The organism is Collimonas sp. PA-H2, assembly GCF_002564105.1.
Classification (GTDB): domain Bacteria; phylum Pseudomonadota; class Gammaproteobacteria; order Burkholderiales; family Burkholderiaceae_D; genus Collimonas.
Window position 1 is genome coordinate 981,273 of sequence record NZ_PDBX01000001.1, and the last position, 12,975, is coordinate 994,247.

Below are 12,975 nucleotides of genomic sequence, written 5' to 3' on the forward strand. Positions count from 1 at the left end.
TTAAAGGGAGAAATTCACTACGGTCTTGCCGATTTGCGGCTGAGTCCGATTACGCTCGATCGCTTCAGGCAGTTCGTCGAAGCGCACGACGGCGTTGACCTTCGACTGTAAGCGTCCGTGTGCCACGTCCTCTGCGATCGATTGCAGCCGTGCTGCATCCGGTGTGTTCATGAACCACAGGCCACGGCGCCCTGCGGGGGTGCTCGCCAGTATGGCCGGCGATGCGGTGCTGACGATGACGCCATCTTCCGCAAGGACTGACCATGAGCGGTTCAACACCTCGCCGCCGACGTAGTCGAGTACCAGGTCGATATCGCGTGCCGAGGCTTCGAACTGCTCTTTGTCGTAGGCGATGACGTGGTCAGCGCCTAGGCCGCGAACGTAGTCGGCATGCGCCTCTAAGGTAGCGGCAAACACTACAGCGCCTGCCTGATGCGCGTACTGCACCGCGAATCCCCCAAGACCGCCAGCAGCGCCGTGGATAAGAATGCGCTGGCCAGCCTGTACCGGACCGGCAAAGTTCAGGCTTTGCCATGCCGCCACGGACGCCACAGGCAAGGCCGCCGCGTTCACGAAGCTCAGCGAGTCAGGCATCAGGGTAAGATTGGCCTCGTCTATCGCTACCAGATCGGCATAGGCGCCCAATCCACCGCGAGGCCCCATGACGCGATCGCCTTTACGCAATTGGGTGATGCCCGCACCCACCGCTTCGACGACTCCGGCCAGTTCGATGCCCAAGACAGTCGGCAATTGCAGCGGGAAAGCGTCCCGGACATAACCTTCTCGGACCTTCCAGTCCAGTCCATTGACACCTGCGGCCTGGACGCGGACCAGCACTTGGCCTTTTCCTGCCATCGGTGCCTTGATGGACGAAATCTTGATGGCGGATGGGCCGCCGTATTCGGTAAGAATCAATGCACGGATATTGTTCATGACTAAACTCCTTTGAGATGTGGGTTGCGTACGAACAAATAATAGGTGGCTCCACATACAAAACAAAGACTGTAAAATATAGACACTTCGTTTCAAAAGTGAGACATCATGGATTTCAATGCCCTCGAAGACTTCCAGTTAGTGGCCGCTCATGGCGGCTTTGGAAAAGCCAGCCGCGCCAGCGGGCGATCTAAAGCGACCCTGTCGCGTCGTGTTGCTGACCTCGAAGAAGCATTGGGTATACGGCTCATCGAGCGGGGCGCTCGTAGCCTGGAGTTGACCGAAGCAGGCCAACTGCTACGCGCCAGAACGGAGGGACCAATGCACGAGGTCGCCGACGCGGTCGCTGCAGCACGAGACGGCCTTGCGACGGCGCGGGGGCGTCTGCGTATCGCAGCGCCGCTCCTGTTTTCGCAGTTGGCCCTGGGGCGAATTGCCGCCCGTTTCTTGGCGAGCTACCCTGAAGTGCAGATCGAAGCCGTGGCTGAGGACCGTCTCGTCAATCTAGTAGACGAGCATTTCGATGTCGCCATACGGATCAATCCGAGCAAAGACAGTACATTGGTCGGCAGATGCTTTGCCAAAGACCGGCTGGTCCTTGCGGCCGCACCATCCATTCAGATGCCGAAGGGAGATCGTGACAAGCCGTTTCCCGTTCCAGCGGTGGTCACGCCGAGCTATCGCGACGGGGACATCTGGTCCGTTCGTAATGGTCAGTTCACCATCGAGCCGCGACCTGTTCTGCGTCTGTCTTCGCTCCTGATGGTTCGGGATGCTATTGTCGACGGCGCAGGAGCAGCGATGCTGCCGCAGTCCATCATCGGAGGCTTGTTGGAAAAAGGCGAGCTGGTATCGTGGGGAATTGCCGGGGACGAAGTTGAGCTTTGGGTCCTGCACACCTCTCGCCGTTTGCAGAGTCCTAAAGTCCGGGCCTTCGTGGATTTCATGTGCAAGCAATATCCCAATGGGTCGTTCACCATTCCAATCCGATGAATTGAATTAGACTGTGACGCGATTAGGCTGAGGACTTCGCCGCCGTTCGGTTACCGGTCCTCGAAACAGGTCTGGATACAGCCATGAATGCGCTAGACGTGATGCTGGGCACACCGCCCTGTACACACAGGAAGGAGCTGGCAAATGCTAGCGTTATTCCGGTCGCTCCTTCGTTTTCGCTCCCTTGCTGCTTAGCGCGCTGTCGATAATCATGCCGCCATCAGGAGTCAGGCTGTATCCCGTCAGGAACTGTGCATCCTTGCTGGCGAGGAACAAGACGACCGGCGCGATGTCCTCCTCCGGCGATCCATAGCGGACGAGAGCGTTGGCTGGCGGCGGAGTGTCGGCAGCGCCCCAGGTGTCTGGATAGGAGAATCACTGTCCGGCTTGCGATGCCAGCAGGTGTCCGACTTCAAGTGCTATTGGCTGTCCGGATTGAGATGAGAATGAGTGTCCGGTTTGATGAGAATACTCGGTTAAATGCACTGGTTTTAACGCAATTCGGAAAACCAGCAACTTCCCCCGTTTATTAGGAGCCTTCGAAGGAAATTGGTTGCAACGGCGTGACGCAAAAAAAGCGTTATTTTATATCACACCGTTGCCGGTAATTTCCCCGCGTAGCTTACGGGGTACTGCAAACAGCTGTAATTTGAATAGACGATGAATGCCTGGAAAATTGGCGGCGATTCAGTTTTAAGTTGACAATGCTGACGCCTCTTTCAACATTTCATAGAGGTTCTGCGCACCTGGCGAGAACACGCGGCCGGACCGGCGAATAATGCCCAATGTACGCGTGATAGCCGGCTCCTTGAGCGGGATTGCGCGCAGTACGCTTGAGCGATCCGACGGCATCGCGAGTTGCGGCACCACGGCAATACCGAGCCCGGCCTTCACCATCTCAAGCAACGTTGAAACATGGCGCACTTCAATGAACGAAGCGGGCTGCTTTTCTGACGGTGCCATCGCCATATCCAGCATCATCCGATTACCACTCGATTTGGCCACCGTCATGTAGGGATACTTGCCGATATCCTGCCAATTGACAGCACGCCGGCGCGCCAACGGGTGGTCGGGTAAGCAGGCCAACACAAAACTCTCCTGCATGATAGGTTCGAAGTCGATGCCCTGTTCCTGCGCACCGAGAAAATTGATGCCAAAATCGGAATCTCCGCGCGCAACATTGTTCAGCACTTCATGTGCGCCTTCATCCACGATACGTATGCGAATCGTAGGAAATTGCGCATTGAAGCGCTGCAGGATCGGTGCTAGAAAATTGTGCGCTATCGAAGGCACGCAGGCCACGGTGATTTGCCCAAAATGCGTATAGGAAATGTCGCTGATGTTGTGCAAAGACGTTTCGACGCCATCGAGGATCTCGACTGCCTTGGCAAAAAATTCACGCCCTACCAGAGTTAGCGCCACACGCCGGGTGGTACGTTCAAACAGTTTGACGTTGAGTGCGTCTTCCAGTTTGCCGATGCGGCGTGACAGCGCCGGCTGCGAGATGTTCAGCGCCAACGCCGCCGCCCGGAAACCGCCCTGCTCTACAACCGCCACCATGGCTTGCAGGTCGCTTAAATCAAAACGTAGTTGATACATTTTTATTGATACCTTTAACGCATCAAAAGTAAGTATTTATGCATTTTACTTTATCAATCGGGTTCGTGATAATTGCCCGATAAAACCTCAATTGCAGCGTAGTTGCATAAAAAACAGGAGACAAAGAAAGTGCGAATCAAACAAGCAATTTACCGACTGTTCGCTCTCGGCGCAGTCAGTCTAGTCCTGTTGTCTGGCACGACTCAGGCTGAAGAGATTAACGTGATGATTTCGGGTGGCTTCACCGCAGCCTACAAAGCATTGGCGCCTAAATTCGAGGCGGCTACCGGCAACACCTTGTCTACCGCCTTCGGCCCCTCAATGGGCAAGGCGCCGGAGGCGATTCCCAACCGCCTCGAACATGGCGAACCGGCCGATGTCGTGATCATGGTCGGTTATGCACTGAGCGACCTGATCAAGCAAGGTAAAGTCGACGCCGACAGTCGCGTCGACTTGGCCGATTCCCGCATCGGCATGGCGGTCAAGGCCGGCGCTGCGAAGCCAGACATCAGCACGGTGGAGGGCTTGAAATCAGCCATGCTCAACGCTAAATCGATCGCCTATTCTGACAGCGCAAGTGGCGTCTATATCGAGCGCGAGCTGTTCAAGAAGCTGGGTATTGAAGAACAAGTCAAACCAAAAGCACGCATGATCCAGAAAACCCCCGTCGGGTCGTTGGTTGCCAGCGGCGAATACGAGTTGGGCTTCCAGCAGGTAAGCGAAATTCTGCCCGTGCAAGGTGTCGACTTTGTCGCGAAAATTCCGGAACAGGTCCAAAGTGTCACCATCTTCTCGGCCGGGATACCGGTCGGCGCCAAACATCCGAACGCTGCTCGTGCACTGATCCGTTACCTAGCCTCGCCCGGAGCGCGCGATGAAGTGATCAAAAGCGGACTGGATCCGAAGCAATAACTCCGTCCGCGCTATTAGCCAAGGTATTCGTAGAAGTCTGCGCCATGTCCTTCCGTGAGGCGCAGGGCCCCAATCGCTTATGAGATCAAAATGACAGCCATCGCAGCAGCAACTCCGTCGAAGTTCGGCACGGTCCTCCGTGTCACCAGCGGCAATTTCATGGAAATGTTTGACTTTTTCCTGTTCGGATTTTACGCCACTTACATTTCCAAAACCTTCTTCCCCTCGGGCGATGAATTCGCCTCACTGATGCTGACTTTCATGACCTTCGGCGCTGGCTTTTTGATGCGTCCGCTCGGCGCCATCCTGCTCGGCGCCTACGTAGACCGCGTCGGCCGCCGCCAAGGCTTGATCGTGACCCTGGCCCTGATGGCGCTTGGTACCGTTCTGATTGCTTTCGTACCGGGTTTTGCGACCATCGGCTATCTGGCGCCATTCCTGGTGCTGATCGGCCGTTTACTACAAGGCTTTTCCGCCGGTGTCGAATTGGGCGGTGTCTCGGTCTATCTGGCTGAGATGGCAACGCCAGGCAACAAGGGCTTCTATGTCAGCTGGCAATCGGCCAGCCAGCAGGTGGCCATCATCGTCGCGGCGGCATTGGGTTACGCACTCAATATCTGGCTGAGCCCGCTGCAAATCGGTTCCTGGGGCTGGCGTGTTCCGTTCTTCATCGGTTGCATGATCGTGCCCGTACTGTTCATGATCCGCCGTTCCTTGCAGGAAACGGAAGAGTTCATGAAGCGCAAGCAGCGTCCCGACGCGCGCGCCATTTTCCGTTCGATGCTCGATAACTGGGGCCTGGTGATCACCGGGATGATGCTGGTGGCGATGACCACCGTCTCGTTCTACCTGATCACGATTTACACACCTACTTTCGGCAAGAACGTACTCAAACTCAGTACTACCGACAGCCTGATCGTGACCCTGTGCGTTGGTATTTCCAACTTTATTTGGCTGCCGATCATGGGTGCGTTGTCGGACCGGCTCGGTCGCCGCCCTATCCTGATTTTTTTCACCGCGCTGACCATTCTGAGCGCCTATCCGGCCATGACATGGCTAACCTGTGCCCCCAGCTTCGAGAAGATGCTGGTCGTCGAGCTGTGGTTGTCATTCCTGTATGCCAGCTACAACGGGGCTATGGTCGTTGCGCTGACCGAGGTGATGCCGGTCGAGGTGCGCACGGCTGGCTTTTCCCTGGCTTACAGTCTGGCGACAGCGATTTTTGGCGGCTTCACGCCGGCCATCGCCACCGCGTTGATCGAAGCGACAGGCGATAAGGCCGCACCGGGCTTATGGATGACATTTGCTGCTGTGTGCGGCCTGATCGCAACGTTGGTACTGTACCGCAAAGGTAGCGTTAAATATCGGGCAGATTCTGAGGAGCGATGTTCCATCCAAAACGCTTCTTAAAGAAGGACGGAGGCCGATTGCTGCAATATAGGTATCTTTGGCAGATTCAAATTTTCGGAGGCGGTAAAGGAAGTTCAGGCCGTCAATTTACCCTTCCCTGTATTGCTTGCCGCAGCAACCATTGCAACGCAACTGGGAGACTCCCTGTTGATCATCACCAACTTTTCCAATGTGGCTGGCAGGAGTCGGCCTCGCCGTGTTCATACTGCTGACCATCCCATTCGGTCAACACTCGCGACCGCCCGCCGTTGTCCCAATTGCTGCACGGTGCCTAGACACGCGTGTGGAGCGATTTGGCGTACATCGGCCAGAAAGAAACGTTCAGCAAGGTAACGCCAAACGCCCGCGATTTCACCAACCGTCGCGGTACACGCAGCCACGCGTTGACCGAAGACGAGCCCATGACGAACAAGCGCAAGGCGAGCGTGCGCGCCAGGGCAGAACATGCGTTCGGGGTGATCAAACACATCTTGGGATTCGCGAAGGTACCCCTGCAACCAATAGAAGACGAACCAGCTACTAGCTTTAGCAGCTGGTCCGTTTTCATTTTGGCCCGGACTTCATCGTCCTGTAGTTCAATTTGAATTTTCCCTAAGATATCAGAATCATCGCCGTTATCGTATCGACTAACGCTGACTGCTTTCCGGCGCGAAATGCGGCAATCGCTTTCTGCATGGTTTGCTCATACATTCCTGGCGAGGGCCAACGAACTCGCTGCCGATCCTGGATCACGTTGAAGCCATTGCAAGGAGACTGGATCACATCGACGGGGCGTGCAGCAGGAATCGAATCCTGCGCGATTAAAAAAACTAAGGTGTTTTTCTGACCAACCGACTTGGTTATTAATTGATGGTAATCGGTTTGATTATATTGCCAGGCCCATTTATTGCTTTTGCACTCTACAATTTTCTTTAAGGAATGGTTTCAAGAAAATAGTACTGTGGGGAGTTTTGTTCTCGGTTGGCGGCGGTGGCTATGTGCTTGTCGGCTTGGTTATCCTTATTGTGAGCACGCCCTTTAGGGGGAACCCGAATAACGAAAAAAATAGATTTTTCTTTCTTGTAAAACAATCTCAGTTCCGTCACCTGAGCTGCTCATTAGACACAATGCAGGAGGAGTAAGGCAACTAAAGGCTAATCTGACTTCTTCTTCAAGTGCTGGAGAAATGATATCAATAGTCCACTCACAATGCGGCCTACTAATCAATTCGACGTCGATCTTTCTATCCAACTCGTTTATTTCTATTTCTCATGCCTACCCCACATTTTTTGACCAGGAACTACCTTGCTGCACTGATCGTTTCCCTTGCAGCTGCCGGCTGCGGCGGTGGCGATGGCGGTACAACGAGCGGCAAGACCAACAGTAACGCCGACACCACAACGGCGGTTGTCGATATTACCGCGGCTATCCTCGCCAATCAGAACATCGCGCTCAGCACCGACTCCGTTATCAATCTACCAGCCGGCGTCACTACTTATACTGGAGTGATCTCGGGCCAAGGAACGCTGCTCTTAAATCCTGCCGCAGGCAGTAGCCATCCGAGCACTTTTGTCCTCACTCAGGCCAGCACATTTATGCTACCCGACAGTCGTCAGATTGAGACAGTGACAAAATCCGTCTATCCTGGTATGGGATATGCTCTCAGCATTACCGGAAGTAATCCTCCTGTGTTGACTATCAATCCTGGCGTAACGCTGCAAATCGGCAGCAATACGAGCGCAGATAACTCGCCGAATATTATCGCCACCTCGGACAGTAAAAACCTGGCAAGTGTGGTTAATGGGGAGCTTAATCTCAACAATATTCTCAACAATGGCGCTATCGTGCTGAACAGTGCCCAGTTCATTTTGCTGGGTGAAATCAGCGGCAGCGGCTCTATCTCACAATTGCCGAACGCTTGGGGCGGCAATTCCATGGGTGGCGTCAACCCATTCTCTGGGGTGCTGGCGTTGAGCGCCGGACAGGATTTCGGGACGAATCACGTCAGCCCATCGATATCCAACGCCAAGGCAGTGGTCAATGAAGGGTCGTGGCTGGTTCGGAGTGCACCCAACAGCGTTGTGACTGTCACGCAGAATATCTACGAGGCGAGTTTTGGCGGGGATATCAATTTCCATCCCATCGGCAATTCGAGAATCATCATGCGTGGCGTTTATAGCCACACGGATAACAGCCCGCACGGAAGCCCTAATCTGCTCAACCCCGGTTTGAGCGACGCCAGCCTGAATCTGGCGAAAGTGATTTACCGCGGCGGCCCGAATGACGTCAATGGCAACGACGGCAGCTATAGAGGCATCAATATCGAAAGCGGCGGCACGGTCCAGTGGGGAGACGGCACGACGCACGACTTTTTCCTGCCCTCCGCGCCGTCGCCGTTCGCGGTGAGCCCGGCGCTGGGGGCAAAGAATGCATATATCAACCTGCATCGAGGCGGCACTCTGGCCTTGAACTACAATGGTCCGGTCTCGCTGAACGCGGGTATCACCGGCGGCGGCGGTGGCCCTGACCGGGACGGCAGTACAGGAGTGGGTAATGTCACCATCATGTCGACGACCGGCAACGATGTTACCTTTAGCCAGCCGCAAAATTACAATGGCATTACAACCATCGGTGCCAAGGCAATTTTACGATTGGGAGCTGGCTCGCCGCAGCCTTTGAACTACGATAAATTGGTCTACAACAGCTCGACTCAACAATACGCCAAGAGCACGACGTTGCAAGCAACTTACAGCGGCGACAGCAGTTTGCTGACGGCAGAGTCGGCAAGTGGCGCATCGACCGACAGCATCGTGAACGACGGCAGCCTGATTGTTCAAAACACGACCGATGCCATCACACTTTCCAATATCAGCGGTACCGGGACTTTTCTGCAGAACGGTACAGCCAGCACTACCTTGCGTAACAACAGCTTCAGCGGAGCTGCCATCATCAACAGCGGTGGCGTACTGGCGGCCAGCGCAAATGCTTTCGGCAGCGGCAACCTGATCAACAACGCTGGCCTCAGTCTAGGAAACGCGCAGTTTGAACTGACGTTGGCCGGCAGTTATCAACAAAACGCAAACGGTTCTTTGACATTGCCAATCAACGGTATCAGCAAAGGCGTCGACTACGGCCATCTGACGGTAGCCGGCCCGGTTGTTTTGGGTGGTGTCCTGGCGTTAAACTTCAGCGGCACTTTCACGAGCGGCCAGAAATTTACATTGATCGATGCCGGTGGCGGCATCACCGGTTCTTTCAGCAATGTTACGAGTTCTGGGCCTGCCGTCGACATCACGTTGAATGGAGGGGTTTTGTATGCGACAGTGAGGTAAAGCTGCAACTAGCACGTCGTTAGCAGACACCAAGACAAGTTGTTGCTCGATCCGGCCAGCAATGGAATGTACCTATGCGACTGGGGCAGATGACTAAGGCTATTTCTTAACGTCTTGGCGGTGCTCAATGGAAGTAGCTCGATACTGCTCGGCGGAAAGAATTTCCCCCAGTTCGATTAGTCGAGGCCCACCATGTGTTCGACATCTAGTACCGCAACACGTCGGACATCGTGTCAACCGCAATCACAGGGGACATGCACAGCTTGAACAAAGTGAATTTTGCGATCCTGCACTGGTTCGGGCCACGCTATGAGCCACGTTTCACCGATCTCAATGTGCAACTTGGCGAAATTTACTGCGCAGCCGATTCGGCGCTGCACGTGCATTGCCTCATCCAGCCGTCAGGGCGAATCGACCTGCCGACGATCCTCGATGGAAAAGAGAACATCGACTACGTCGTCGCCACGCTGGGGTTAAAGGAGACAACTCAGGGCTCACAGATCCGCTAGCTAAGCACCTACACCGATGCGAACCCGACGCGTCGGGCGATCTTTGAATACGACCGGCTGGTGCGCAGTATCCACACGCTGCGGTAGCTGCAACGAAAGGCATTGGCGCTGCTCAAGTCGATTTCGCCGGTCGCATGGCGGCATGTGCACTTGAATCGGCGCTACGGCTTCACTGCGGCTTGGCTGCGAACAGCCCAATTTCGGCGAGATCCGTAAAGGTGCTATCGCCATTATTGGCTGTGATGTTAAGCCGGTAGTAGCGATAGGAGCCCGGACTCGCGATCGTGTAGGTCTTCAGCTTTAAGCGTGTGGCAAACACCTGGTTGCTTTGCGTGTCGAGCGTGGTCCAGGTAGAGCCGTCGGTGGAGCCCTGGAACTGCCAGTCTTTCGGATCGCGTGGGACCCTGTCATTGGAGCTGGTGACCGTATAGCGCTGGACGCGCTCCGTGTGGCCGAGGTCGTACTGCAGCCAACCGGTCACGCCTGAGTAGAACCATTCCGTCGCCGAGTTTTGGTCGAAGGCGCTTCTGGCATTGGCCGCGTTGCTTGCGCTGTCGTTTGCGGTGCCACCGGTGGCGACGTTCACCATCGGATGCATCGGCGTAGCGCTGTCCGCGGCAGAATTATCGCTCGTGCCAGCGGCGTTGGTCGCCGTGACGGTGTAGTAGTAGGTCGTGCCGTTGATCACCGACTTGTCCGTGTAGCTGCTGCCCGTGACACCCGACGCGATGGTTGAGGATGGGCCGCCGCTGAAGGCGGAGCGCTTGACCGTGTAGCTGGTGGTGCCGAAGGACGCCTGCCAGCGCAGCGGGACGGCGCCATCGCCCGGCGAGGCGAGCAGCATGGCGGGCGCCGCGGGGATGACGCTCGGCGCGCCACCGTCGCCGCCGGTGATCTGCACGTTGCTGAAGGTGGAGCTGTTCAGGGTGCCATTGGCGACTGAGGAGACCACCAGGCCGACATAGATTGTGTCGGGAACGGGGGCGTCGATGCGGCCGACGTCGGTGGCAGCCCAATTGGTGCCATCGGGAGAAACGTAGCCGGTGATGATGTTCCCGATGCGCTCGAGCTTCACCCAGTACGAGGCCGTGGCGCTGGCGATGCCCAGGGCTTTGGTGCCATAGTTCGCGCCACCATACACGGCGAGTTTCTGCATGTTCTGTTCGGCGTTGCCTCTGCTGGCGATGGCCATCCAGGCGCGCGGAGCCCCTGGTTCCAGACTTGTGCGGATCATCACGCCCGCCACTGCGGCCGGACTGGTGTTCTGGACGGACTCGACTTTCGCGATGATGGCGCCGTTGCCGGTGATGGCCTTGTAGGTGAAGTGGCAAGCGTCTTGCGCGCCCCAGAAGATATCGTTACCCGCTCCCTGCACTATCCATTTGCCGTTGGCGTATGTGGCCCCGCCCGCCGGGGCGGCGCCCCCGATGTCAGCATTGCTGAATCCCGAGGTGATCGAGGTGGTCGACGGAATCGGCAGCGCCGGCGGCGGCGTCGCCTTTGAGGTGTCGGAATCCTTGAGGAACATGAAGCTGTCGCCGTCCACCGGCATCCAGAGGCGTCTCTGCGCGATGAAGGGTGCCTGGAGGCCCTTGCGGAGGGCGTAGGCGCCATAGATCTGGGTCAGCGCCACGCTCCCGCCATTGGCGCCGTTCCAGCCGTGCCCGGTGATGTCGGTGAGGTAGTAGCGATCGGTGGTGCCGAAAGGAAGCGCTGCCGTGGGCACGAGCTCGTTCACTCTCGCGAAATACTCACCCGCCGCCAGCAGGCGGTTGTCAAGATCGGAATAGATGTCGATGCCTTGGCTCCAGAGCGCCTCGGCGAGCATAGTCAGCGACTTGATCTGCCCATAGGCGTGCCCTTGGTCGCGAAGGTAGTCGCCGAGCATGCCAATGTCGTTGGAATTGCGCAATCCGACATGGGCGAGCGTACGAGTCTGATAGACGACCTTGTCCAATGTCTCGAGGTCGTCGTTGTAGATCGCCATCAGTCCAAGAGCGGCGAGGGCCAGTGCGCCCTTGTTGGCGGCCCCGTAGGAGCTATCGCCATAGGGATTCGCTCCCGGCATCAGGACGTCCTTGAAGTACTTCTTGACGATCGCCGTGTCGGCCTCCGTCCAGCCCGGCCATGTGCCGCGCAGGATGTCCGCGCCGCCCACGAACAGGTAAGCGTAGTCGCCCAGATCGAGCATCGACTCGCGACCCGAGAATTCAGTCTGGGTGCTGGCCCACGCGATAAGGATCTCGCGCGCCTTCTTCGCGTATCGGTCGTCCTGGGTGAAATACCACATCCGCGAAAGATTCCAGATCGCGACCATGTCGTTGCGCCAAGCCTGGAGATTCTCGTTGGGGGCGCGGCTCACTTTCGCGAACGGGCCTGCCATGCCATAGGTGAGGTGGGCCTTGCCGTCATTCGCCAACAGGTCGTAGGCGGACTTCCACGGCTCCTTGCCCTGATCGACGTACGCCTTGAGAGTTTGGAGATCCGAGAGGGTGAGCGGAGCGCCTGGATGCTTGATAACGCGGACCACTGGAGCACTTCCCACTGGAGTATTTCCCACCGGAATACTTCCCACCGGAGTACTTCCCACTGGAGTACTTCCCACTGGAGTACTTCCCACTGGAGCACCTCCCACTGGAGCACCTTCCGCTGGCGCACCTCCCGCGGGGCCGCCTTCCACAGAGGTAATTCCCATCTGTTCGCCACCGCAAGCGCTAAGTATCAGGCAGATAGTGAGCGTTGTAAAAATTTGTTTTTTCAAAAAAAAATTCATTTTATTCAAAAGAAAAAGGTGTCCGTAAGAATAATTTTTCCATCTTGTCAAAAGGGGAAAAGTTATTTTTCCAGAAGGAATTTCGAATGGTAATAGGTGCGGAGTCGATACGTGCACAGTCATCTTCGGGCGACACCTTCAGCACAATCCGTGCCATATCGAATTCCCAATACGAAGCCGGATGAATCAGAAGAACATGCGGAAACCGTGAAGTAACTTTGACTGAAGGACGAAAAAGCCGACAAATTTTGGTTTGGGCAAAATCCGTGACCTCGGCTTTGAGCCGCAGTGCTGCCGGGCCAGCGGCCTCAACCTGGTGACGGCGGCCGTCATGCTGTGGAACACGATCTATCTGGAGCGGACCGCGAGTGCCTTGGGGATGTCCAGAAACACCGTTCGGCGCTATCTCCGCTCGGAAATCACCAGTCCATCAGAATCTGCGGGATGTGAGTTTCGACGGATATTACGATAGAGAGGCAGCCTTTGCCGGGGTATGGCGGGCGGTTCAAACTGACCGAGTCAATTCAGCGAGCAA

8 protein-coding genes and 2 pseudogenes are annotated in these 12,975 nt (G+C 56.2%); 6 read left to right on the forward strand and 4 right to left on the reverse strand.

The genetic code is table 11. The features are described 5' to 3' along the window. Positions 1 to 933 (reverse strand): NADP-dependent oxidoreductase, encoded by a 933-nt coding sequence (locus tag BCF11_RS04430; RefSeq protein WP_098493668.1) that lies wholly within the window; start codon positions 931 to 933, stop codon positions 1 to 3. A gap of 108 nt (positions 934 to 1,041) precedes the next feature. Between BCF11_RS04430 and BCF11_RS04435 the strand changes: the two genes are divergently transcribed. Further along, entirely contained in the window at positions 1,042 to 1,926 is an 885-nt protein-coding gene (locus BCF11_RS04435) for a LysR family transcriptional regulator (protein WP_098493669.1), read from the forward strand. A 693-nt stretch (positions 1,927 to 2,619) separates the two neighbouring features. On the opposite strand, the gene BCF11_RS04445 is transcribed toward BCF11_RS04435, so the two are convergent. After that, the gene (locus BCF11_RS04445; RefSeq protein WP_098493670.1) at positions 2,620 to 3,525 is read right to left on the reverse strand and encodes a LysR family transcriptional regulator; all 906 of its coding nucleotides are present in this window, start codon (positions 3,523 to 3,525) and stop codon (positions 2,620 to 2,622) included. A gap of 135 nt (positions 3,526 to 3,660) precedes the next feature. On the opposite strand from BCF11_RS04445, the gene BCF11_RS04450 reads away from it, so the two are divergent. Further along, positions 3,661 to 4,437: a substrate-binding domain-containing protein gene (locus tag BCF11_RS04450; RefSeq protein WP_369827833.1), complete on the forward strand. Its 777-nt coding sequence runs from the start codon at positions 3,661 to 3,663 to the stop codon at positions 4,435 to 4,437. Between the two features lie 90 nt (positions 4,438 to 4,527). Then, the gene (locus BCF11_RS04455) at positions 4,528 to 5,847 is read left to right on the forward strand and encodes an MFS transporter (RefSeq protein ID WP_098493671.1); all 1,320 of its coding nucleotides are present in this window, start codon (positions 4,528 to 4,530) and stop codon (positions 5,845 to 5,847) included. A gap of 271 nt (positions 5,848 to 6,118) precedes the next feature. On the opposite strand, the gene BCF11_RS27425 is transcribed toward BCF11_RS04455, so the two are convergent. Then, positions 6,119 to 6,316, reverse strand: coding sequence for a hypothetical protein (locus BCF11_RS27425; RefSeq protein WP_143751256.1), 198 nt, complete (start codon positions 6,314 to 6,316; stop codon positions 6,119 to 6,121). Between the two features lie 781 nt (positions 6,317 to 7,097). Here BCF11_RS27425 and BCF11_RS04465 point away from each other — a divergent pair. Next, positions 7,098 to 9,158: an autotransporter gene (locus BCF11_RS04465; RefSeq protein ID WP_098493673.1), complete on the forward strand. Its 2,061-nt coding sequence runs from the start codon at positions 7,098 to 7,100 to the stop codon at positions 9,156 to 9,158. Positions 9,159 to 9,340: 182 nt separating this feature from the next. After that, a pseudogene (locus tag BCF11_RS04470) lies at positions 9,341 to 9,751 on the forward strand (Tn3 family transposase); the annotation flags it as partial. 85 nt (positions 9,752 to 9,836) lie between these two features. Here the strand turns inward: BCF11_RS04470 and BCF11_RS04475 are convergent. After that, positions 9,837 to 12,197, reverse strand: coding sequence for a discoidin domain-containing protein (locus tag BCF11_RS04475; protein ID WP_233212363.1), 2,361 nt, complete (start codon positions 12,195 to 12,197; stop codon positions 9,837 to 9,839). Positions 12,198 to 12,693: 496 nt separating this feature from the next. On the opposite strand from BCF11_RS04475, the pseudogene BCF11_RS28130 reads away from it, so the two are divergent. Next, a pseudogene (locus BCF11_RS28130) lies at positions 12,694 to 12,912 on the forward strand (Tn3 family transposase); the annotation flags it as partial. Between the last annotated feature and the right edge of the window lie 63 nt (positions 12,913 to 12,975).